Origin of the sequence: Streptomyces sp. KPB2 (assembly GCF_003950055.1) — a bacterium.
GTDB lineage: Bacteria > Actinomycetota > Actinomycetes > Streptomycetales > Streptomycetaceae > Streptomyces > Streptomyces salinarius.
Window position 1 is genome coordinate 7,825,863 of record NZ_CP034353.1, and the last position, 21,488, is coordinate 7,847,350.

General features: G+C 71.1%; 27 protein-coding genes. 12 read left to right on the plus strand and 15 right to left on the minus strand.

The window, feature by feature from the left end:
- Positions 1–121: 121 nt before the first annotated feature.
- On the minus strand, positions 122–994 hold the full coding sequence (locus tag D1J63_RS35415) for a helix-turn-helix transcriptional regulator (RefSeq protein WP_125634715.1): 873 nt from the start codon (positions 992–994) through the stop codon (positions 122–124).
- A gap of 187 nt (positions 995–1,181) precedes the next feature.
- Here D1J63_RS35415 and D1J63_RS35420 point away from each other — a divergent pair, with 187 nt between their 5' ends.
- On the plus strand, positions 1,182–1,943 hold the full coding sequence (locus D1J63_RS35420) for an SDR family NAD(P)-dependent oxidoreductase (protein WP_125634717.1): 762 nt from the start codon (positions 1,182–1,184) through the stop codon (positions 1,941–1,943).
- A 70-nt stretch (positions 1,944–2,013) separates the two neighbouring features.
- Here the strand turns inward: D1J63_RS35420 and D1J63_RS37415 are convergent, their stop codons facing one another.
- From D1J63_RS37415 to D1J63_RS35435, 3 genes are all read right to left on the minus strand, one after another.
- Positions 2,014–2,358 carry a hypothetical protein gene (locus D1J63_RS37415; RefSeq protein ID WP_241235650.1) on the minus strand — a complete coding sequence of 115 codons (345 nt, stop codon included), beginning with the start codon at positions 2,356–2,358 and terminating at the stop codon, positions 2,014–2,016.
- 33 nt (positions 2,359–2,391) lie between these two features.
- The gene (locus tag D1J63_RS35430; RefSeq protein WP_125634719.1) at positions 2,392–2,751 is read right to left on the minus strand and encodes a DoxX family protein; all 360 of its coding nucleotides are present in this window, start codon (positions 2,749–2,751) and stop codon (positions 2,392–2,394) included.
- A gap of 80 nt (positions 2,752–2,831) precedes the next feature.
- Positions 2,832–3,326, minus strand: a complete 495-nt coding sequence (locus D1J63_RS35435; RefSeq protein WP_176156010.1) for a cupin domain-containing protein — start codon at positions 3,324–3,326, stop codon at positions 2,832–2,834.
- 81 nt (positions 3,327–3,407) lie between these two features.
- Here D1J63_RS35435 and D1J63_RS35440 point away from each other — a divergent pair, with 81 nt between their 5' ends.
- Entirely contained in the window at positions 3,408–4,259 is an 852-nt protein-coding gene (locus D1J63_RS35440) for a LysR family transcriptional regulator (RefSeq protein ID WP_241235651.1), read from the plus strand.
- Positions 4,260–4,323: 64 nt separating this feature from the next.
- Here the strand turns inward: D1J63_RS35440 and D1J63_RS36935 are convergent, their stop codons facing one another.
- The 3 genes from D1J63_RS36935 to D1J63_RS35460 form a co-directional block, all read right to left on the minus strand.
- The gene (locus D1J63_RS36935) at positions 4,324–4,482 is read right to left on the minus strand and encodes a hypothetical protein (protein ID WP_206436802.1); all 159 of its coding nucleotides are present in this window, start codon (positions 4,480–4,482) and stop codon (positions 4,324–4,326) included.
- Positions 4,483–5,073: 591 nt separating this feature from the next.
- A complete protein-coding gene (locus tag D1J63_RS35455) occupies positions 5,074–6,078 on the minus strand; it encodes a DUF389 domain-containing protein (RefSeq protein WP_125634723.1) in 1,005 nt (334 codons plus the stop codon).
- A 75-nt stretch (positions 6,079–6,153) separates the two neighbouring features.
- Positions 6,154–6,750, minus strand: a complete 597-nt coding sequence (locus D1J63_RS35460) for a hypothetical protein (RefSeq protein ID WP_125634725.1) — start codon at positions 6,748–6,750, stop codon at positions 6,154–6,156.
- A gap of 295 nt (positions 6,751–7,045) precedes the next feature.
- Between D1J63_RS35460 and D1J63_RS37420 the strand changes: the two genes are divergently transcribed.
- The gene (locus tag D1J63_RS37420; RefSeq protein WP_164713121.1) at positions 7,046–7,912 is read left to right on the plus strand and encodes a GNAT family N-acetyltransferase; all 867 of its coding nucleotides are present in this window, start codon (positions 7,046–7,048) and stop codon (positions 7,910–7,912) included.
- Between the two features lie 128 nt (positions 7,913–8,040).
- Here D1J63_RS37420 and D1J63_RS35470 read toward each other — a convergent pair whose 3' ends face one another.
- A complete protein-coding gene (locus tag D1J63_RS35470) occupies positions 8,041–8,415 on the minus strand; it encodes a helix-turn-helix domain-containing protein (RefSeq protein ID WP_125634727.1) in 375 nt (124 codons plus the stop codon).
- A gap of 95 nt (positions 8,416–8,510) precedes the next feature.
- Here D1J63_RS35470 and D1J63_RS35475 point away from each other — a divergent pair, with 95 nt between their 5' ends.
- Positions 8,511–9,392, plus strand: a complete 882-nt coding sequence (locus tag D1J63_RS35475) for an NAD(P)-binding domain-containing protein (RefSeq protein ID WP_125634729.1) — start codon at positions 8,511–8,513, stop codon at positions 9,390–9,392.
- A 65-nt stretch (positions 9,393–9,457) separates the two neighbouring features.
- Here the strand turns inward: D1J63_RS35475 and D1J63_RS35480 are convergent, their stop codons facing one another.
- Genes D1J63_RS35480 through D1J63_RS35500 form a run of 5 tightly spaced genes read right to left on the minus strand, consistent with a single transcriptional unit; the run spans position 9,458 to position 12,569 of the window.
- Positions 9,458–9,946, minus strand: a complete 489-nt coding sequence (locus tag D1J63_RS35480) for an N-acetyltransferase (protein WP_125634732.1) — start codon at positions 9,944–9,946, stop codon at positions 9,458–9,460.
- 13 nt (positions 9,947–9,959) lie between these two features.
- Positions 9,960–11,306 carry a zeta toxin family protein gene (locus D1J63_RS35485; RefSeq protein WP_125634734.1) on the minus strand — a complete coding sequence of 449 codons (1,347 nt, stop codon included), beginning with the start codon at positions 11,304–11,306 and terminating at the stop codon, positions 9,960–9,962.
- Complete coding sequence (locus tag D1J63_RS35490; RefSeq protein ID WP_125634736.1) at positions 11,303–11,596, minus strand: hypothetical protein; 294 nt, start codon at positions 11,594–11,596, stop codon at positions 11,303–11,305. The genes D1J63_RS35485 and D1J63_RS35490 overlap by 4 nt, the downstream gene beginning before the upstream one ends.
- A complete protein-coding gene (locus D1J63_RS35495) occupies positions 11,593–12,360 on the minus strand; it encodes a histidine phosphatase family protein (RefSeq protein WP_241235652.1) in 768 nt (255 codons plus the stop codon). Before D1J63_RS35495 ends, D1J63_RS35490 begins: the two co-directional genes overlap by 4 nt.
- Positions 12,357–12,569: a hypothetical protein gene (locus D1J63_RS35500; RefSeq protein ID WP_125634738.1), complete on the minus strand. Its 213-nt coding sequence runs from the start codon at positions 12,567–12,569 to the stop codon at positions 12,357–12,359. The genes D1J63_RS35495 and D1J63_RS35500 overlap by 4 nt, the downstream gene beginning before the upstream one ends.
- A 147-nt stretch (positions 12,570–12,716) precedes the next feature.
- Here D1J63_RS35500 and D1J63_RS35505 point away from each other — a divergent pair, with 147 nt between their 5' ends.
- Positions 12,717–13,706, plus strand: coding sequence for a GlxA family transcriptional regulator (locus D1J63_RS35505; protein ID WP_176156302.1), 990 nt, complete (start codon positions 12,717–12,719; stop codon positions 13,704–13,706).
- A gap of 133 nt (positions 13,707–13,839) precedes the next feature.
- The gene (locus D1J63_RS35510; RefSeq protein WP_125634742.1) at positions 13,840–14,478 is read left to right on the plus strand and encodes an HD domain-containing protein; all 639 of its coding nucleotides are present in this window, start codon (positions 13,840–13,842) and stop codon (positions 14,476–14,478) included.
- A 360-nt stretch (positions 14,479–14,838) separates the two neighbouring features.
- Here the strand turns inward: D1J63_RS35510 and D1J63_RS35515 are convergent, their stop codons facing one another.
- Entirely contained in the window at positions 14,839–15,216 is a 378-nt protein-coding gene (locus D1J63_RS35515) for a DUF6223 family protein (RefSeq protein ID WP_125634744.1), read from the minus strand.
- 241 nt (positions 15,217–15,457) lie between these two features.
- On the opposite strand from D1J63_RS35515, the gene D1J63_RS35520 reads away from it, so the two are divergent.
- The 6 genes from D1J63_RS35520 (at position 15,458) to D1J63_RS35545 (ending at position 21,051) form a co-directional block, all read left to right on the plus strand.
- Positions 15,458–16,585 carry a histidine kinase gene (locus D1J63_RS35520; protein ID WP_125634746.1) on the plus strand — a complete coding sequence of 376 codons (1,128 nt, stop codon included), beginning with the start codon at positions 15,458–15,460 and terminating at the stop codon, positions 16,583–16,585.
- On the plus strand, positions 16,582–17,244 hold the full coding sequence (locus D1J63_RS35525; protein WP_125634748.1) for a response regulator transcription factor: 663 nt from the start codon (positions 16,582–16,584) through the stop codon (positions 17,242–17,244). Before D1J63_RS35520 ends, D1J63_RS35525 begins: the two co-directional genes overlap by 4 nt.
- A 158-nt stretch (positions 17,245–17,402) precedes the next feature.
- Positions 17,403–17,825 carry a VOC family protein gene (locus tag D1J63_RS35530; protein ID WP_125634751.1) on the plus strand — a complete coding sequence of 141 codons (423 nt, stop codon included), beginning with the start codon at positions 17,403–17,405 and terminating at the stop codon, positions 17,823–17,825.
- A 327-nt stretch (positions 17,826–18,152) separates the two neighbouring features.
- Complete coding sequence (locus D1J63_RS36845; RefSeq protein ID WP_164712659.1) at positions 18,153–18,566, plus strand: hypothetical protein; 414 nt, start codon at positions 18,153–18,155, stop codon at positions 18,564–18,566.
- A 581-nt stretch (positions 18,567–19,147) separates the two neighbouring features.
- On the plus strand, positions 19,148–19,606 hold the full coding sequence (locus D1J63_RS35540) for a MarR family transcriptional regulator (RefSeq protein WP_241235653.1): 459 nt from the start codon (positions 19,148–19,150) through the stop codon (positions 19,604–19,606).
- Entirely contained in the window at positions 19,603–21,051 is a 1,449-nt protein-coding gene (locus D1J63_RS35545; protein WP_125634753.1) for an MFS transporter, read from the plus strand. The genes D1J63_RS35540 and D1J63_RS35545 overlap by 4 nt, the downstream gene beginning before the upstream one ends.
- A gap of 141 nt (positions 21,052–21,192) precedes the next feature.
- On the opposite strand, the gene D1J63_RS35550 is transcribed toward D1J63_RS35545, so the two are convergent.
- On the minus strand, positions 21,193–21,468 hold the full coding sequence (locus tag D1J63_RS35550) for a helix-turn-helix domain-containing protein (protein ID WP_125634755.1): 276 nt from the start codon (positions 21,466–21,468) through the stop codon (positions 21,193–21,195).
- Between the last annotated feature and the right edge of the window lie 20 nt (positions 21,469–21,488).

A 21,488-nucleotide genomic window follows, 5' to 3' on the forward strand; every position in this document is an offset into this window, starting at 1 on the left:
GTGTTGCGGTCGCCGCGCGGACACCAATCCGCTCGTCGCCCACTTCCGTGACTCGGCGCGCGGTCCTCTCGTACGTGAAGACTGACGGCGCTCGGTTCGACGCCGGAGCGGTGCGTGCTCGTCAGGGTGTCTGCCGGTGCGGGGCGTCCGCCGGTTCGTCGTGTGCCGTACTGGCGGACTCGGTGTGCGAGAGTGCGGCGAGGAGACGCAGCTTCTCGTCGCTGTCGCTGTCCTTGTCGGGGTAGTAGACGACGAGGATGACGTCGTCGATGGCCAGTTTGTCGCGGTGGAGGCGCAGCTCACCGACGACGGGGTGGTGGACGGTGGTCGTGCCCCCGTCGAGACTGCGCACGTCGTGGCGGGCCCACAGGGTACGGAACCGCTGACTGGACAGGGCGAGTTCACCGACGAGTTCGACGAACCGGGGGTTGTCGGTGTCGTCCCCGATGGTGGTGCGAAGGGCGGCGACGAAATCGGCGGTGGCCTTCGGCCAGTCCTGGTGGAAGGCTCGTTCCTCGGGATCGAGGAGAAGAGAACGCAGCCGGTTCTGGCCGGGCCGCAGCCGGGGGGAGAGCGCCACCGCCATGGGGTTGGCGGCCAGTACGTCGAACGCGCGGCCCTCGACGAACGCGGGAATCTGCAGGTGGGCCAGCAGCTCGTGCACGCGCGCCGGTACGTGCTCGGGGCGCTTGCGTCGGGGCGCCCTGGGGCGTGCCGCCGCGAGGCCGAGCAGATACGTCCGCTCGACGTCGTCGAGTCGCAGAACCCGCGCGAGTGACTCGAGTACCTGCGGTGAGGGGTTCTTGTCACGGCCCCGTTCCAGGCGCAGATAGTAGTCGGGACTGATCCCGGCGAGCAGGGCGACTTCCTCGCGGCGCAGGCCGGGCACGCGGCGGTTGCCCCCGGGCGGGAGTCCTGCCTGTGCCGGGGTGACCAGTCCGCGTCGGGCACGGAGGTAGCTGCCGAGCCGGTTGCCGGATTCCTCGTCCTTCATACCGACACCGTAATGCGGTGCGCCGGTCCCAGAGGGGCCCTGACAGGACCAGGGAAGACGAGGGACCTGCCACACCCGGCGGATGCCGTCAAGACTGCGAGAGCACTGTTTCGGAAGAGACAGAGAGCGTCACTGTCTGTGCCGCGGCCCCCACGCCGGCGGCGCCCTGTACTGAAGGGAAGATCTCGTGGATCTCTCCAACCGCACCGTTCTGATCGTCGGCGGAACCTCGGGCATCGGGCGGGAGCTGGCCCGGCGGTTCGCCGCGGCGGGCAGCACCGTGGCCGTCGGCGGACGCAGCCCGCAGGCACTCTCGGAACTCGCCGACGAAGGGTTCGGCACGTTCCCCGTCGACGTCACCGACGGTTCCTCCGTCGCCTCCCTCCGTGATGCCGTGCTCGCCCGGTACCCCGAGCTGGACACCGTGGTCACGATGTCGGGCGTCATGCTCCTCGAGGACCTGCGCGACCCCGCGCACTTCGAGACGGCGGCAACGACGATCGACACCAACTTGCTCGGCACCATCCGGGTCGTCGACGCCTTCACCCCGCACCTGGTCCGGCGGGGCACCGGCACCTTCGTCACCGTCACCTCCGGCATCGCCTTCCTGCCGTTCCCGCCGATGCCCTCCTACGCCGCCTCGAAGGCCGCGGTGCACGCCTACTCCGAGGCACTGCGCGCGCAACTCGACGGCACCGGTGTCGGCGTCGTCGAACTCGTTCCCCCGGCCGTCGCCACGGCAGGACAGGAGAAGGTGAACCCGCACGCGCTGCCGCTCGACGACTTCGCCACCGAGGTCATGCACCTGCTGTCGCAAGACCCCACCCCCCACGAGATCCTCGTGAAGGGCGTCCTTGGGCACCGCTGGGCCGAGCGCGACGGCACCTACGACGACCTCGTCGCCCGGCGATCCCAGGCCCTGGCCATGCTGCCCGGCCGCCACGGCTGACACCTCCGACCGCCGACCGCCGACGCGCAACGCTCCGGGGCGTATCAGTGCCGGGGGTGTCGGTGGGCCGTCAGGCTGTGTCCGGCCGGTCCGCGCCAGAACCAGTGCCCGGCCGCCGCCGACGGAGCGCGTACTCCGCCGCCGTCGTCCGGGACGTGCGCGGTTCGTCGCCCCGGGCGCGGGCCGCGGAGACGAGTTCCCGGGTGGCGGGGGCCACCTCCTCGGCGAACGTCCGGATCAGCTCCGGACGCCCCGAGGGCAGCAGGTAGGTGCTCGTGCCCACCTCGACGGTGAGCTGCGCCAACTGCTCGGGCCAGCCCTGCGGGTAGCCGCCCGGGCCCGGGGAGAGGGCCCCCGACGAGCGCGTCTCGGAGGACCCTGCCTCGAGGGACCCCGCCCTCTGACGGTGCCTCACCTTGGTGAACAGCCGGGTGAGGGACGTGCGTTGTCACACTCCGGTGGCCAGCCAGACGGTCACGGCCGCCGTGGCGGTGAGTCCGACGTTGAGTGTGATCCGGCGGTCCGCACCAGTGAGGTGCACGGCGATCGCACCGGTCTGCAGGAGGACGAAGCCGACGGCCGCGGCCGTCGCCAGCGAGGGCGCGATGCCGGTCAGCGGTGGCAGGACCAGGCCGATGGCGCCGAGTATTTCGACCGTCCCCAGCGCCCTGACGGCGGGCAAGGGCATGCGGTCGACCCAGGCCATCATCGGGCGGAGCCGATCGCGGCTTCGGGTCACCTTCAGCGTGCCCGCGTAGCAGTAGAAGAGGGCGAGGAGTCCCGCGACGATCCAGTAGGCGATGTTCATCGTTCCCGTTCACGGGCCACGGGTTCGCGCGGCCCTGTCGATTGCGTCGGTAGCGGGAGGGCGTTTCCCTCCCGTCCGCTTCAGGCGAGGTCGGTGGCGGGCTCGGTCGCGTAGCGGCTCATCGCGTCGATGTTGGCTTGTGGCGTGAGCGGCCGGCCGTCGGCGAACACGGCCTGGAGATCGCGGAAGTACTGCACGTACAGGTCGGGGGTGAAGGTGCTGAGCATGACGGCGGGCTGGTCGGTCGGGTTGGCGAAGGTGTGCGGTGCGCCCGGCGGCACCATCACGAGCGTGCCCGCGGTGGCGTCGTAATCGTCGTTTCCGACGGTGAACCGCACGGTGCCGGAGAGGACGTAGAAGCCCTCGTCGTGCTGGGCGTGACGGTGCTGCGGCGGTCCCTGGGTGCGCGGGGCGAGGACGGACTCGGCGATTGCGAGGCGGTGCCCGGTGTGGCTGCCGTCCTCCAGGACGCGCATGCGCGTGGTGCCCAGCACGATCGTCTCGCCGTCGCCGGGACCCACCACCGATATCGCGGGGCCGACCTGCGGCTCGCTGTTCCTTGCTTCTTCGGTCATGCCCACGAGTGCACCGCCGGGGCCCCGTCCCTGTCCAAGACCCATCCCGCAGCGCCGATACCCCACGGGTATCGTTGCAGCGTGGAGCTACGGACCTTGCGCTACTTCGTGGCGGTCGCCGAGGAACTCCACTTCGGCCGGGCCGCCGCCCGACTGCACATGAGCCAGCCGCCGCTGAGCCGGGCGATCAAGCAGTTGGAGGCCGAGGTCGGGGCCCCGCTCTTCGTCCGCTCGCCCACCGGCGTCGCGCTCACGCCGGTGGGCACGGTGCTGCTCGACGAGGCGCGGGCCCTGCTCGACCATGCCGACCGCGTCCGGGTGCGCGTCGGCGCGGCGGCGGGCGCCGCCACCATCACCGTGGGCATCCTGGGCAACGGCGGCGACCCGGGGGCGTCCAGACTGGCCGCCGCCTACCGCCGGGACCACCCCGGCATCGACATCCGCATCCGCGACACCGACCTGACCGATCCGACGTGCGGGTTGCGCGCCGGACTGGTCGACGTGGCGCTCACGCGGGCGCCCTTCGACGAGACGGGTCTGGCGGTGTGCGCGCTGCGCACCGATCCGGTCGGCGTGGTCCTGCGCGCCGACGATCCGCTGGCCCGCCGCGACCGGTTGTGGCTGGCCGAACTGGACGACCGCCGCTGGTTCCAGTTCCCGCCGGGCACCGACCCCGTCTGGCAGTCGTACTGGAACGGAGGCAGGCCGCGAGAGGGGCCGGTGGTGCGCGCCGTTCAGGAATGCCTGCAGGCCGTGCTGTGGAACGGCACGGTCGGCCTGGCCCCCCTCGGGGACGACCTGCCCGCAGAGCTCGTCGTGGTACCGCTGGTCGACATGGCGCCGAGCCGAGTGGTGGCGGTGTGGAACGAAGGCGACACCAACCCGTTGATCCGGTCCTTCGTCCAGATCGCGACAGCCGCGTACCGTCACTGAAGGCCGGCAACCGGTGTGCCGCAACCCGTGAACGGATCGAACGCCGCGGCCCGGTCGCTTCGCGTCAGCCGCGTACCGCGGTCAGGCACTCGTCGTACAGGTCCATGATGGTGCTCTGGCCGTCGCCGGCGACCCACGTCATCGACGCGGCGTCGAGGCACGCGAACGCCGTCGCGAGCACCGCACGGGCCTTCGCGCCGGCCGTACCGGCAGTGGCGTCCATGCGCGCCTCGACGAGCGGCAGCAGCTCCTCCTGGAAACGGAGCCGACTTCTCGAGCCAGCCGGCGCGCAGCGAGGCGGTGTTGTGCAGAAGACGGAACCGCTGCAGGGCCTGCTCGCGGTCGTCGTGCAGGGACAGTACGGCGGCAAATCCCGCGCGCAGGGCTTCCCAGACACCTACATCACCGGCGACAACCTCACGGTCTCCGGCGGTATCGGCGTACGCGGCGATCCATATCAGAGGCGCGAGGAACAGCAGAGTCGTACCGTTGGCCGCCGCGTTGACGCCCGTGTCGCAAGCAGCCCATGCCCGCTCGATCGCGGCAAGGGACACCACCGTAGTCAGCCCACCGAAGAGGACACCGGGGCCAATTCCCGGGAACCGGCGGTTCGGTGGACCCGACAGGTGTGCTCCCATGACCCTCCCCGCCGCCTCGCCGTGGCTCCGGAGAGTACCAACTCCGGTCTGGGACTCCGCCGGGCGGACCGGGGTGGGGATCGCCCATACCGGGCGAGGGGCCTACAAGAGCAAGTACCTGATCTTCGACCCGGTGTCCTACGAATTCCTGGGGTTCCGCGACGAACGGACCCCGGCTATTCACCGACCTGGCCGACGCTGATCTGCCGGCCGCGTGTGGTGTCCACCACGACGGGGATGCCGTCGGGAATGTTCCCCTTCAGCCTGCTGAGCAGCCCATCGATCGGGGGCAGGTCACTGGGACTGCGCACGTGGATGTACAGCGTGCGAGAGCTTGTGTCGACGCTGGTGACCGCGGCGCCGGGGCTGTCCGTGAGCCACCGCTCGGCGGCGCTCTTGGCCCGGAGGGTCCAGGTGTTGAGCAGGACGGTGGCGAGGGTGTTGGCGCCCAGGGGGAGCAGGACGGCCGTGAAGAGCAGTCCGAGCATGACGTAGGCGCGGCGCGGTCGGCGGTGGGTGCGGCGGCCGGTGGTCCGGGAGGTGTAGGCGAGGACGGTGAAGACGACCATGCCGGCGAAGACGAGGGCGAAGAGGTTGGACAGGAAGAGGACCAGGGCGCCCAGCGCGAGCCACCACGCCGTCTGGCCGGCGCAGACACCGGTGACCACGAGAGGTGGCACGAGTGAGATGGCGATGGCCACCCCCGGCAGTACGGCGGCGACGTCTTTGCGTGCCAGTGCCACGGCGCCGGCGAAGCCGGTAGCCAGGGCGGAGATCAGGTCGAGCAGTCCCGGAGAGGTCCGGCCGGAGATCTGGCCGTTGGTCAGCAGGTCGTAGGACTGGGGCACGACGACGGAGGCCACTGCCCCGATCAGCATCACCAGCAGGCATCCGAGGGCCACGAACGCTGCGGCTGTGGTGCGGCGGCGCTGCACCGCACCGAGGGCGATGCCCATGATGGGGGTGGAGAGCGGGGCGATGATCATCGCGCCGATGACCGTGGCGGTGGAGTCCGTGAGGATGCCGCACGCCGCGATGACCGCGGACAACGTGAGCATGGTCCAGAAGGCCGACTGCTTCGACCGGCTGTCCCCGGAGGAAAGATCGAGGTCCTGCTGAAGTTCGTCGATGGAGCGGCGTTGTCGGTCCGGCAGGATCTTCGCGCGGAGTGTGCCGGGCATGCGCTCAGTATCCTCCCCGGGCCGTTCGGCGCCCGGCATCAACACGACCTGTCGGCCGCCACCGCGACGCCGGCGTCAGGAGATGAAATCGGTCAGGGTGCAACCGTCCACGAGCGCCTTCTCCTTCGTATAACCACTGGGGATCTGGACCTCCGGGTCGCAGACGAGGGCGAGCAGCCCGGACTGCCTGAGATTGGCCCGGGTCGTGGGACCACCCGTGACGGCGAAGTCCTCACCGAGGAGGTAGTACCCGTCGGAGGCCCGCTTCTTCGCCTGGGTCTGGAAACTCTTCATGTCGTTGACGGACATGAGCGTGACACCATTGCGCGTCTCGTCATAGCAGATGGCACGCTCGCTGATACCCCAGAGCTCGCCGGCCGCCTCCGCCTCCGGATTGTCCTCGTCGTCGTAGTCCCTGGCCTGCATGTGCAGATCGGTACACGTGGTGCGCCCGCTGACGAACGTCTCGATCTCCGCCGTCGTGGCGGCGCTCGGACGGCCCTCCGTCTCGGTGTCCATGAGCCGTCCCCCGCCCCCACTGCCGGCGGACTGTCCGTAGCCCCAGCCGTCGGCCGCCCCGCCCTCGTCGCCACCCCCGTCATCGCCGCAGCCACTGACCGCCGTCAGCGCCAGAACTGCCACACCTGCCGCGACCATGCTCCGCAATCGCATTCGTTCTCCTTGCCGCACCGCATCGGCGGTTGTGCTCCCCGGCTCCCTGCCGGGTACGCCCGTGCCTCGCCGCTTCGGGCGCGGGCGGCAGCGCCTGCGCTGGGCGTCAACGGATGCCGGTGGAAGGCGGCGGACGTGACTCAGGATCCGGTGCGAGGTGACGTGCCAACAATCCTCGGTTTCACATGGTCCGATAACCCAGGGGTTATCGCTGGAAGTTGAAGTCGGGGCAGAGGATGAAACCGCGGGACAATGTCGGTGGCGGGCGCCGTTGCGCCGATGTCAGACTGCGCGGATGATCGACGACCTTCCAGCTCCCCTCGCCGCCCGACACCCGACCCTCGAAGACCACCCCCGGGTGCTTGCCGTACTCGACCAGTGGTGGGGCGGCATGAAGGGCGAGGCGGGAGCACTGGAGCGGGCGTTGCTGCTGCCCCGGCTGTACTTCCAGCATTTCGGCTCGACCAGTTTCCTGGTCGAGTACCCCGACGGAGAACTCGCCGCGTTCCTCGTCGGCTTTCTGTCACAGACGGAGTCGGACACCGCCTACATCCACTTCGTCGGCGTGGACCCCGCACTGCACGGACAGGGCATCGGAGGAGCCCTCTACCGGGCGTTCTTCGCGCTCGTCCGGGCGCGAGGCCGCCGGTATGTGCACTGTGTCACCAGTCCCGAGAACACCGTCTCGCGCAACTTCCACGCCCGTCTGGGCTTCGCCGCCTCCGACCCCCTCCCGGACTACGACGGGCCTGGCCTCGCCCGCGTGGCCTTCAGCATCAGCCTGACCGACGAGCCGACCCGCCCTTCGCGACGGCTCCGGTTGCTGGACGGGGCCCTTTCCCTCGAACACCATCTGGAGCCGCGCGAGCCGGACGACGACCACTGGCTGGCCCTGGTCCGTGCTCCAGAAGGGTTGACGGTGATCCGCACCGCCGATTCCTCCGTTGCCGTCCAAGACCGCTGGGTCGCGCTGTACGACACCGACCCGGACCACGGTCTCGACGAACCGGGCTTGCTGGCCGCCGTCCTCACACCGCTGGCCCGCGCCGCGGTTCCGGTGTTCACTGCCTCGACCTACCACGCCGACCTCGTGCTGGTCCCCGAGGGAAGCCGGAGCCTGGCACTGGACGCCCTGCGTTCGGCCGGGTTCGAAATCTGCTGATTCCCGCACTCGCTCGGCCGAGTGTCGCCAGAGTTGCACCGAGCCGATCGATCTCATCGGCGCGAGGCCGATCGCCCTGGAGGGCGATCACACCGTGCCAGGTGGACGAACGTCTGTGACCAGCACGTTCACGACCGGCCCTGGCCCGCCGGCTTCTCCGCCTCCCGGGTGGTCGGCCGTTCGCGCCCCCAGGCGGCCAGCGGCTGGAGTGCGTCGTTGAGGCGCTTGCCGTCCTCGGTCAGCGAGTACTCGACGCGGGGCGGCACTTCGTCGTAGGAGACGCGGTGCACGACGCCGTCCGCCTCCAGCTCCCGTAGGTGAGAGGCGAGCACCTTCTCGGTGATGCCGGGAAGCAGTCGGCGCAGCTCGCCGAAGCGGCGACAGGGGTGCTCGTGGAGCGCCCAGAGGATCAGCACCTTCCACTTGCCGCCGATCACCTCCATCGCGGTGTCGATACCGCAGACGTGTCCGTCCGGCGCGCCCGGCCGGTTCAGTGTCGTCATGCCCACCCCTCTGACGTGTTCGCTCACCCCGGGGTAACCACCCACCATGAAGTGCGTACTTGATGTTCTCCGGGCCGGTGACCAGCCTAATCGGCATGACACAGAACACTGTTGAGAAGACTTCCCTCACGCTGTTGGGCCTCGGCGCGATGGGCACCGCGCTGGCCCGCACCTGGCTCTCCGCCGGCCACCCGCTCACCGTCTGGAACCGCACCCCGGCCCGCGCCGCGGCACTCGCCGCCGAGGGCGCACGGGTCGCGGACAGTGCCGCCGAGGCGGTCGCGGCGAACACCCTGATCGTCATGTGTCTCCTGGACGACGCCTCGGTCGACGAGGTGCTGGTCGACGCCGATCTGGCCGGCCGGGACCTGGTCAACCTGACCACCAGCACCCCTGCCCAGGCCCGGACTCGCGCCGAGTGGGCCCGCGAGCGCGGCGCCCGGTACCTGGACGGCGGGATCATGGCCGTCCCCCCGATGATCGGCGTCCCGGAAGCCGGTGGCTACGTCTTCTACAGCGGCTCGCGGGAGCTGTTCGAGCGGCACCGCGGGACCCTGGGCGTCCCGGCCGGCACCACGTACGTCGGCGATGACGCGGGCTTCGCGGCCCTGCACGACGTGGCCCTGCTCAGTGCCATGTACGGGATGTTCGCCGGGGCCGCGCACGCCTTCGCCCTGATCCGCAAGGAGGACATCGACCCCGCGGCACTCGCCCCGCTGCTCGCCGACTGGCTCGTCGCGATGGCCCCGGCGGTTCACCAGACCGCCGACCAACTGCGCAGCGGTGACTACACCAAGGGCGTCGTCTCCAACCTCGCCATGCAGGTGGCCGGCACACCGACCTTCCTGAGCACCGCCGAGCAGCAGGGGGTCAGCCCGGAACTGCTCAATCCTTACTTCGAGCTGATGAGCCGCCGCCTGGCCGAGGGCAGCGGCGAGGAGGATCTGACCGGCGTGATCGACCTGCTCGTGCGCTGACGAGCACCTTCTCGACAGGCCGTACCGCGCTTGTCCCGGCCTGGCTGTACAGGGCTTGGCCCGGCCTACGTGAGTTCCTTACGCATCAACGTGCACATCGTCTCGTAGCGGCGCAGCGACCCATCAGGGGCTTGCTCGTCCCACGAGTCGGGCTGACGGTCGTACGCGACATAACCCAGCCTTTCGTACAGCGCACGTGCCCGAGGGTTGCTTTCCTCCACACCGAGTTCGGCCTGCCGCAGACCGCGGTTCCTGATCCGCAGTTCTGCGGCTTCGACGAGGAACGTGCCGATCCCGCACGACTGCAACGCGGGGTGGACTGCCAGCTGCCACAAAGTGCCGACCCCCTTCTTGACCTGGTAGTCCACGCCGCCCTTCGCCACAGGGATGTCCGTTGCGGGGCAGACCGCGAGGTAGTCGACCTCGCCGGTTCGAACACGTTCCAACTGCTCGGCGACGCCGGCCAGGTGGCGCTCAGACCCTGCCCACCCGCACGACGCCAGATCCGCGTGCACCAAATCACGGGCTGAAAGCCTCAACACAACGTCGGTCATCTTCAGTCGTTCCCTACCTGCCGCGGCCGCGGCCCTGCTCGGGGCTGCGGCCGGGTCGGGGTACAACCGCCGGACTCGGCCGCGTGGCCGGACCGTCGCCGGGGGATCGGGTGACGGTCGTCGACCGGCTGCGTGCCGCCGCGGCGCTCGGCCGGGCAGGCAGAGCCGAACCCGGTTCGCTCACAGCACGGTGCGCGGCGGTGTGCAGGACCTGGCGCTGCTGCTGCTCCTGAGCCCGTTGGTCGGGCGTGAGTGTCGCGCGTCGGGCGAGTTCCCCGAGCAGCCGTTCGGTGGCCGCCTCTCGTCGTCCGGCGGTCTGCGCGGTGCCTGCGGACAGGGCCGCATGCCGGTCGACGAGGGTGTGCGCGAGGAGCTGCACGACGTCGGCGTCGGTGTGGGCGGCCAGCGTCGGGTCGGGCCCGGCCGGAGCGGCGCCGCGCAACTGGGCAGCACGTGCGGAGACCTCCCGCCACGGCGCGGTGGGCGGGGGGAGAAGCGGCGCGGCTGCCTGGGCGATGTACTCCAGCTCCGGCATCGCGAAGTCCGGGGCGATCAGCGTCGCGGCCGCGTGCCGGGCGGCGAACTGGGCGGCCTCGGCGGGCGACTGCACACGGGCGTGCTCGCTCCTGATCGCGGCGACGAGGGCCAGCTGGTCCTCCGGCGTGCTCTGGCCGGCGGTGATGGGCTGGGAGTGGACGGTGGAGCCGTTGCGGCGCAGCACGGCCGCGTAGTCCCCCAGGCCCTCCGCCTCGAAGGCCGCAGCGCCGCGGACCACTCCGGCCAGCGCGGCGTCATGGATGGCCGGGTCGACCAGGCGGCCGTGCCCGCGCTCCTGGAGTTCCTCCAGGTAGCGGGACATGATGCCCAGTCGGCTGACCGGGCCCGGCACGGCGACGAAGGCCGTCTCGATCCGGTACGGGGCGACGCCGGGCGGCAGCGGCGCCGACTGGATGCGGCGGCAGATGTTCTCGTACTCGTCCGGGGTGACCATCGCGGACTCCAGCAGGATGTGGAAGCCGCGCTCCAGCGCGTATTGCTGGGCCTGTTCCCACCACGCGTCTCCGTCCGGCCGGACCAACGCGTCCGCCTCCTGCGGCCGTTCGGCCTGCCAGCGCGCGTAGTCGGGGTGGTGGGGGTTGTAGAAGTCCATGTTGATCCAGGCCACCTCCCCGCTGCGCTCCAGGGTGTCCTTGACCATGCGGGTGACGGCCGTCTTGCCCGCCCCGGTCTGCCCGGCCACGATCACGACGACCGGCGCCTGCTGCGGGGTGCAGTCGTCCAGGTAGACGGGTGCGATCTGCTCGCGGAAGATGCGCCGATTCTCCTCCGGCGGCAGCCGGCCCTCGGTGGTGGGGCTCACGCGGCCCCGCCGGCGAGGTAGCGGCGCACCGTCCGGGACAGTGCGTGGGCACGCTCCAGTGCGGCCGTGTCGTCCGGGCGCAGCCGGAGCTGGGCACGGCCCAGGTCCTGCTGGTAGCGGGTGAGCTGCTCCGCGCGCGTGCCGTCGTCGTCGCGCAGCGCGGCGGAGACCTCCGCCACGGCCGACCGCAGGTCGGCGAGTGCGGCCTCGTAGGGCTGGTCCCCGTACAGACCGCCGGGAACCGGTTCGACGTGCGCGAGGATCGGGTCGGTGGGGGAGTGGTCGGTCATGCGCGAGTCATTCCTTCCATGTCGTCCAGCGAACTCAGGTGAGCGGTGTCGCCCCAGGAGACCAGACGCAGCCGGTGGCCGTCGCCGTTCCAGTGGGACACCGAGGCGTTCGGGACCGGCGGCAATTCCTCGGGCGCGACGGCGCCGATTCCTGCGAGGACGTAGCGCAGCGCGATGACCACGCCGTCGTGCGCGACGACCAGGACCCGGCGCCCCGGGGCGGCCCGCCCCAGGTCGGAGACGAACTGGCCCACACGCACGGCGACGTCCGTGAAGGCCTCCCCGCCCGGCGGCCGATAGCACCACTCGCCCAGCAGCTCCCGGCGGTCCGCCTCCTGCGGAGCCCGGGCCCGCAACGCGGCCGGAGGGTGCAACTCGAACACACCCATCTCCCGGTCCCGCAGCCGCTCGTCGACCAGCACCTCCAGCTGCGGCCCGCCGAGCCCGGCAACGCGGGTCGCCATCCCCTCCCACGTCTCCAGCGCGCGTGTGAAGGGCGAGCACACCACCAGGTCCGGCCCGGCCTCCGGCGCCTGCCTGGCCAGCCAGTCGCCCAGCGCGACCGCCTGCGCGGCTCCCCGCTCGGACAGCGGAACGTCCCGGTCGCGGCCGGGCACCGGCACGGTGGACCCGGACTCCTCGGCCGCGGCGAACGCGACGTTGGCCGTGCTCTGCCCGTGCCGCACGGCCCACAGTCCGGCCAGCGCACAGGGCGGCACCAGGGCATCCGGCGGTGTCCCACCGGGCATCCTTCGTACGGTCATGACGTCCCTTCACCGGACTCTCCGGCCTCGACACGGATCTGAACGGCGAGAGCCCGGGGCTCATCGGCCTGCTGCGCCGCTTCGGCGCGGCCTTCCCGGTCGGCGAGTTCACGCGGCTCCGCGGACAGCTCCGCGGACTGGACGAGGCGGGCTGGAGCGGTGCGGCTGTACGCGTAGCGGTCGGCGTCGGGATCGGGCGCATCCGTCATGCCGTCAGGCTATCCCTGACAATCCAGCCGTACCGTGTTCCGTCGCGGGCGAAGCCGGCCCCGACGGCCCGAGCCGGGGCCCGCGGAGCGGGGAGAATGTGCGGCACGTGCTTCCACCGGGGAGCCGGGAGTCCGAGGGTGATGACGATGAAGCGGAGCGAGCACAGCATCGGCGTACTCGTGTTCGACGGCATGAAGATGCTCGATCTGTCCGGTCCCGCCGAGGTCTTCAGCGAGGCCAATCGGTTCGGCGGCCACTACCGCCTGACCATCGTCTCGGTCGACGGCGGTCCGGTCTCCTCCTCCATCGGCGTCCAGGTGCCCGTCGACACCGACGTCAGCGCGGCCCCCGCCTTCGACACCCTGCTGGTGGTCGGGGGCGACCGGCTCCCGCAGGGCCACGTCGCCCCCGACCTCGCCGCCGCCGCGCGGAACCTGGCCTCCCAGGCCGGCCGGGTCGCCTCGATCTGCACCGGCGCGTTCATCCTCGGCGCGGCGGGCCTGCTCGACGACAAGCGGGCCACGACGCACTGGCAGCACACCGAGCTGCTGGCCCGGCGCTGCCCCACGGCCCGCGTCGAGCCCGACGCGCTCTTCGTCCGGGACGGCTGCCTCTACACCTCGGCCGGGGTGACGGCGGGCATCGACCTGGCCCTCGCTCTGGTCGAGCAGGATCACGGCGCCGACCTGGCCCGCAGCGTCGCCCGGTCGCTGGTGGTGTACATGCAGCGGGCCGGCGGTCAGTCGCAGTTCTCCGCCTCCCTGCAGGGGCCGGCCCCGCAGACACCGGTGCTGCGGCAGGTCCAGGACGCCGTCCAGGCCGATCCCACCGCCGATCACACCCTGGAGGCCCTCGCCGCGCGCGTGCGGGTCAGCCCCCGCCACCTCACCCGTATGTTTCGCACGGAGCTGGACACGACCCCCATGCGGTACGTGGAACTGATCCGCTTCGACATGGCCAAGGCCCTGCTGGACTCGGGGCACAACGCGACGGAGGCGGCGGCGCGTTCGGGTTTCCCCAGTTACGAGAGCCTGCGGCGGGCGTTCGCACGGCACCTGGGCATCTCCCCGACGAAGTACCAGCGCCGCTTCACCACGACCGGCGCCGGGTCTCGCGCCCCGCAGGGTTCCCGCTGAGGCGCGGCGCGGTCGCGACCGCCTCCGGCGGACGTGGCCGTTTGCGAGGGGTTGTCGGCCATCCGGTAGCGGACGCGGGGGCCCGGCGGACAGAGAGTGGAGACACAGACCACCTCTGCCAAGGAGAACCGTCATGAGCGAGAAGATCGCCGGAGTCGTCGTCCCGGACAGCACGCTCGTCCGCGAGGCCACGGATCTGATCCGCAGCACCACCCCGCCGCTGATCTTCCACCACTCCCGGAGAGTGTTCCTCTTCGGCAGCCTGCAGGCCGAGGCGCTGGGCCTGCGGCCCGACCCCGAGCTGCTCTACGTGGCCGCACTGTTCCACGACACCGGCCTGGTCGACCCCTACCGCAGTGAGGACCAGCGCTTCGAGATGGACGGCGCCGACCAGGCCCGGGCGTTCGCGCTCACCCACGGGCTGTCCGAGTCCGATGCGCAGACGGTCTGGACGGCCGTCGCACTGCACACCACCCCCGAGGTGCCCTACAAGCTGGCGCCGGAGATCGCGGCCACCACCGCGGGCGTGGAGACGGACGTGCTCGGACTGAACCTGGGCAACCTCACCCGGGCCCAGATCGACGAAGTCACCGCGGCCCACCCGCGCCCGGACTTCAAGCGGCAGATCCTGCGGGCGTTCACGGAAGGGTTCCGGCACCGCCCGGCCACCACGTTCGGCACGGTGAACGCGGACGTCCTCGCGCACTTCGTGCCCGGCTTCCGCCGCGTCGACTTCGTGGACGTCATCAACGATTCCGACTGGCCGGAGTGAGAGCCGTGCCCGGTGACCGACGGTGCGGGAGGACGAACGGCCGGCGTTCCAACGGTTGCCGCAGCGCCCGGCCCGCCGCCCCGGAGCCGGCGCACCCACCGCCGCGCGCAGCCGGCCCGTCGGGCACCCACGCGCGCGCCGGCGTACTACGCTCGCGCCAACTCCTGCGCCTGGACTCCGCAGCCGCAGGAGGGCCTGCTCACGCGGATCGTCCCCGCAGCCGGGCCTGCCGGCTGCTGCCCCTGCCTCATCGCACCGCCGCGGGCCCCGGTGCTCTCCGGGGCAGCGGTCCGACCGTCGGTGCCTGTGCCGACGGGGCCCGGCGCGCCGTGGCCGCACGCACTCCGTGACCGGTGGTGATCAGACGCCCATCCGATCGACCGGCTGCCGATCGCCCCCGCGCGAGCGGGCCAACGCCCGGCGGCCGAGGAGTACGGCGCCCAGCCCGAGCGGGGCGGCGACGATGGCGCCGACCAGCCCGTTGCCGGTGCCGGGACCGCCGCTGGAGGTGGCCAGGTGCAGCACGGCGAGGGCCGTGCCCGTCAGGCCCACCGCGATGGCCGACTTCCCGCCGGCGCGCGCGTTGGCGATGCTGATCCGGCCGCCGGCGCGGGCCAGGGCCAGCCAGCCGACGGCCAGGCCGAGCAGCCCCACCCCCAGGGCCAGGTTGGCCCCGGTCCGCCCGTCGCCGATGATCCCGCCCTCGGCGGCCACCATCAGCGCTGTTGAAGCACTCATCCCGTTCTCCTCCGTATCCGTATCCGTCTACGTCGCTGACTGCGAGGTTCGACGCATCCTGAGCATGCGAGCCGGACCCCCGCGGAGCGTCCGGCAGGCGCAGGCACTTTCCGCTGCCGCATCCGCGGCATCCGGATACCGCGGATGCGGCAGACGACGCGCGGGGTACCGCACACGCGGTAGCCGATCGCTCGTCCAAGAGCCGGACTCGCCCACAACCGCACCCGGTTACGGTGCCCCCATGAACAAAGGACGGTTCGCTCTCCCGGCTCCGGTCACCGACTGGGCGCTCGCCGTGGGCGTGGCGGCGCTGCTGCTGGGGACCGGGCTGTCCGGGCCGCCCCTGTCCGGGGGCCACGAGTTGTCCGGTTCCGTGCTGCTGGCGGTCGGCGGGCTGGCGCTGGCCGCGCGCCGCCGGGCGCCGCTCGTGGTCCTGGCCGTCACGGGGCTGTCTGCGGTGGGCTGTCTGGCGGCCGGTTTCGAGGTGCTCGCCGTCTCCTACCTGGTCGCTGTCTACGGCGCGGTGCGGGCCGGACACCGGGCCGTCGCGGTGGTGGCGTCCGTGGGCCTGGTGGCCGTGCTCCACATCACCGCCCTGGTCGCCCACGACGGGCCCGCGCGCGAGGTCGTGGCGCAGGCCCGGAACACCCTTGAGATCGCCTGGCTGATCGCCGCCTTCGCCGCGGGGGAGGCGGTTCGGCAGGCCGAACGGCGGGCGGACGAAGCCGAGCGCACCCGCGAGGAGGCCGCCCGGCGCCGGGCCGACGACGAGCGGCTGCGCATCGCGCGGGAGCTGCACGACTCGCTCACCCACCAGATCTCGGTGATCAAGGTGCAGTCCGAGGTCGCCGTCCACGTGGCCCGGCACCGCGGCGAGCAGGTGTCAGAGGCCCTGCTGGCGATCCAGGAAGCCGGCCGGGAGGCGAGCCGGGAACTGCGCGTGACCCTTGAGGCGCTGCGCGACGACGACACGGCCCCGCCGCACGGACTGGGCCACATCTCCAGTCTGGTGGAGGGGTTCAGAAGAACCGGCCTGGAGACGACGCTGACGATCGAAGGACGTCCGCACGCCGTGCCGGCCGCAGTGGGCCGTACCGCTCACCGCATCGTTCAGGAGTCGCTCACCAACGTCGCCCGGCACGCCGCCGCAACCACCGTCTCGGTGCTCATCGACTATCGGCCGGACGCTCTCGCCATCCGCGTCGACGACAACGGAAGGGCCACCCCGCCCTCCGGGCCGACGCCCGGCCTCGGGCTGATCGGCATGCGCGAACGCGTCACGGCGCTGGGCGGCCGATTGCGCACCGGGCCGCGCAGCGCCGGCGGCTTCACCGTCCAGGCCGAACTCCCCACGAATGGAGCGTCGTGATCCGGGTCCTGCTGGTCGACGACCAGCCGCTCATCCGCAGTGGCTTCCGCGCGCTGCTCGAACTCGACGACGACATCGAGGTCGTGGCCGAGGCCGCCGACGGCCACGAGGGCCTGGCGCTCGTCAAGGAGCAGTTGCCCGACGTCGTGCTCATCGACATCCAGATGCCCGTCATGGACGGCATCGAAGCGACCCGGCGCATCGCCGCGGATCCGGCCCTGGCCGGCGTACATGTCGTCGTGCTGACCAACTACGGCATGGACGAGTACGTCTTCGACGCGCTGCGCGCCGGCGCCGCCGGGTTCCTGGTCAAAGACATCGTGCCGGAGGACTTCCTGCACGCCGTACGTGTTGCCGCCCGCGGCGACGCCCTGCTCGCGCCCGCGATCACCCGCAAGCTCATCGACCGGTACGTCACCCAGCCGCCGTCCACCCGCACCCGCAGCGGCCTGGAGGAGCTGACCAGCCGCGAACGCGAGGCCGTCGCCCTGGCTGCACAGGGCCTGTCCAACGATGAGATCGCCGACCGCCTGGTCATCAGCCCGTTGACCGCCAAGACCCACATCAACCGTGCCATGGCCAAGCTCCACGCCCGCGACCGCGCCCAACTCGTGGTCCTCGCCTACGAGTCCGGCCTGGTAGCCCCGCGCAACTCCTGACCCAGGCGCGCGCCGCTGACCGTGTCGTGGCACGCTCCGAGAGACTCGCCGCCCGCTACGAAGCCACCATCCAACTCACCTTGATACGCCAGGCGCTGTGACCACACCTCAAGCGCGACCCAGGTGTCCTCCAGCACCTGCACTACAGTTGGCCCACCATGTCCGAACTCTTCGGAATCAATCATCTGACTCTGTCCACGACCGACCTCGACCGACTCGTGACGTACTACACGGAGTTGCTCGGAGCAAGGCTTGCTTTCGAGCGCGCTGCAACCGCTTCGGATCCTCGGATCGCAGTCATCGATGTCGGCGGCGATGACCACCTGATGATCGTCGAGACCGCTACCGCCCCCAGCACTGACCTCGATCCCCTCGGCAATGCCGGCTGGGGGCTGCGCGTGGCGACACACGCGCAACTATGTGAGGTCCGCGAACGAATTCTGAGGGCCGGGTGGCCGGTCGGACAGATCGAGACGCTGCCCACGCAGTGGACTATGACAGCTCGCGATCCCGATGGACGCCCAGTGGACGTTCGAGCCCATCGCCCACGCACCTCGTCACCATCACCAACCACTGGCTGACGGCCGACTTTCAAAGCACGTTCGGATGCCGATCGCCCGCCTGCTCCAAGGCGGTCTCGTAGGCGTGCAGGGCGGTGACGACCGTGGCGCGTTCCGCGGGGTCGAGACCGCGCATGACGCGTTCCCAGGCAGAGGCGCTGCCGGAGAGCCATTCGCTGATCGGCGCGGCGTTCTCTGCGTTGGCCAGATTGAGCGGGTGTTCGAACGAGTGGGTGCTGAAGAATCCACAGCCCTTGAGGCACTCGCGCGGAAGGTCCGCAGCCAGCTGGCGGCTGTGGGCCTGTTCGTGGTCCGTCGGGGCTGAACCCGGTCCTGGCCGGTGGCGCCGTGGTGGACATCGACTACGGTGTCGACGCGGCGGGTGGTGTGTTCCTGGCCTGGAAGGCAAGTCCGCGCCTGCAGGCCTGCGCGAGCCACGCGTTTCGGCTGAAGCAGCTGGACGAGCCGGCCCTGCGGCATTCCAGCGCGGTCGAGGCTGCGATGATGCATGCGATGGCCCAGGTCTTGGCCTCGGCAGGCCGGGCCAGCTGGCCACTCCGCCGTGGTACGGCCACCCCGGCACCGAGCCGCACGACTTGGCCGGTGAGTGGCTGGGGCGGGACCGTGGCACTGTTCGGCGACCTGGAGTCGTGTGAGGCGTCAGGGGTTCATGAGCGCGAGGCCCGCAGCCGCTGGGCGATCGTCCCGGGGGAGTGCCAGGTGAGCCGCGCGCGGAACGCCTGGGCGAGAGGTAGCCCGTGAGGCAGGTGGCCGTCGTAGGTGCGGGTGAGCAGTTCGCCGGCCTTTCGTCGTCGATGGCCCACAGTCCGCCGATGACCTGGGACGTGCCCGCGGCCAGACAGGACAGTGCCACGGCGGTGGTGTCGGGTGTGTCCGGAGACTTGGCCGACCAGCAGCAGCCGAGAACAACGGTTGGGGCAGAGCGAGGTGGAGCAGGGCCGCGAGGGAGGAGGGCCTGTCGGGTAGGAGCATGCGGTACTCGACACCGTCCTCCGCGGGGCCATGCAAGCTGATGGTGAGCACGTCGTAGGAACCGTTGGCGAGCGCGTTGTCGAGCTCCGGCAGGGAGTGCACACGGGTTAAGTGCATATGCCCCTGTCCGGCCAGCTCCTCCAGCGCTCGCGCTTCCTTACGTGAGTCCCGAAGGCCCTTTACCTCGAAGATCCCGATGACTCGCTTCGGGCCGATGCGTGTTGCCCGCCGACTGCGGAGGGTGCACCGGCGGACGGGGTGAGTGTCACGTCCGACGAGTGCGGCGGTGCCAGTTCGCTGCAGGAAATCAACTATATAAGCTATGAATATAAAATTGCTATGCTTTGCTCATGAGTCGTCAAGACACCGCTCCCAGCGCGTCCGCCGCCGTCGGTGCGGCCCTCTACGGCCTGGCCACCAGGGCCGCGAGGCGCCTGCCCCGGGACATGAGCCTGACGTCCGCCGCCACGCTGGCCACCCTGGACCGGACCGGTCCGCGGCGCATCACCGATCTGGCCGCGGTCGAGGGCGTCACTCAACCCGCGATGACCACCCTGGTCCGGGTCATGGAGGAGTCCGGCCTGGTCGAGCGACGGGGCGACCCGTCCGACAAGAGGGTCACGCTGGTGTGCCTGACCGAGGCCGGCGCCTCCTACGTCCGGACGCGGCACCAGGCGGGCGTCCATGCCTTCGAGCGATTGATCGGCAAGCTCGCCGACGACGAGATCGAGTCGCTGGTGGCGGCCCTTCCGGCGCTGAAGCATCTGGCAGAGCTCGAAAGCCAGGACCGCGAAGGGCCGAAGCGGTGACCGGGCAGCCAGTCGGCGGGGAGGCGGTCGGCGGGGAGGCCGTCAAGGCGTTCCCGGCGGTGCGTTCCGAGGCGCGGCTGCTGGTCCCCGCCCTGACGTTCATCGCGCTGACCGTGGCGGCGGTCGCCAGCCTCGGGACGCCGCTCATCACCAGCGTGGCGACCTCGTTCCACGTCTCGCTCGACAGCGCGCAGTGGACGCTGACCGTCGCGCTGCTCAGCGGCGCCGTCGCCACACCGGTCCTGGGCCGGCTCGGAGCCGGCCCGCACCGGCGAGCCACGATCCTCGTCACGCTGGCGGTCGTCGTCGCCGGCAGCGCGCTCACCGTGCTGCCGTTGCCGTTCGCGTGGCTGCTGGCCGGCAGGGCGGCCCAGGGCGTCGGGCTCGGGCTGACGGCGCTGATGATGGGCGTGGCCAGGGACCACCTGCCCGAGGAGCGCAGCGCGGCCGTGATCGCCCTGATCTCCGTGGTCTCGATCATCGGGGCCGGCGTCGGCTACCCGCTGGCCGCACTGCTCGTCGAGCTCGGCGGGGTACGGGCCGCCTACGGGCTCGGCCTGGTCGTCACCGCTGCCGCTCTCCTGACCGCGTGGCGCTCCATACCCGAAGCCCCCGAAGGCCGCTCCGCCCGCGTGAACGTGAAAGGCGCGGTCGTCCTGGCCGCTGCGCTGGTCCTGGTGCTGTTCCTCGCCGGTGAACCGAGTCTGTGGAGCCGGTACCTCGCCGTGGCGGTGGGCCTCGCCGTCGTCGCGGCGGTGCTGCTCTGCGTCTGGGTCGTCATCGAGCTGCGCAGCACGACGCCCCTGGTCGATGTGCGGGCGGTGCGGCACCCGGCGGTCGCTGGGGCGAACCTCGCCATGTTCGTCGGCGGGATCGGCATGTACCTCCTGCTCACGCTCATCACCCGGTACGCGCAGACGCCGCACGGCGCCGGCTACGGCTTCGGGCTGACGACCTTCGTCGCCGGGCTGGTCCTCATCCCGTTCTCGGTGCTCGGGTTCGTCGGCGGCAAGCTCACGCCGCGGGTCCGGACGCGGATTGCCGACCCTCTGCTCCTGGCCGGAAGCGCCGTCGTGGTCGGTGGCGGGTTCGCCCTGTTCGCGGCGGCCCGGTCGGACCTGGCCGAACTGTTCGTGGCGATGGGCGTGCTCGGCTTCGGCGTCGGCGGCTTCTCGGCCGCGATGCCCGGCGTCATCCTGGCCGTCACCCCGAAGAGCGAGACGTCCAGCGCCATGAGTTTCAACTACGTTGTCCGCAGCGTCGGTTACTCCCTGGGCAGCGCCGTCGGCGGCCTGATCCTCGCCGCGGGCACCGGTCCCGGCCACCTCTTTCCCGACGACAGCGCCTACACCACCGCGGCACTGTTCGGCATCGGCGCCATGGCGATCACGACGCTGACAAGCCTCGCCCTCGCCCGCCGACGCCCGTCCGAGGCCAACCCGTAAGAACTCGCGCACACAGGTGGTGTGACGAGCGTCTGCAGCAAGGCGGGAGCGGCCCAGATGAACATGGAGTCGCGGCACTCTGTGGCCACTGGGACCACTGTGACCGCTGGAGAGTGTGTGCCCGTCATGCCGTCATTGCCGTCAGTCGGACGCCTTGGGCTGCCAACCGGAGGCCCAATCATCGAGCGGGGCGAGAGATTCTCGAAGGGTCCTGCCCTGTTCGGTGAGCAGGTACCCGCCCCCGGCGTTCTCGACGAGGCCGGCCTGTCCAAGCTCGCGAAGCCTGTCGGCCAGGACGCTTGATGAGATGCCGCCGCATCGTTGCTGGAGCTGGCGGAAAGTCGGAGAGGAGCCGTCTCGCAGCTCCCACAGGACCCGCAGCGCCCAGCGTCGGCCCAAGAGGTCCAGGAGCGCCATGATCGGGCGCCCCGTCTGCG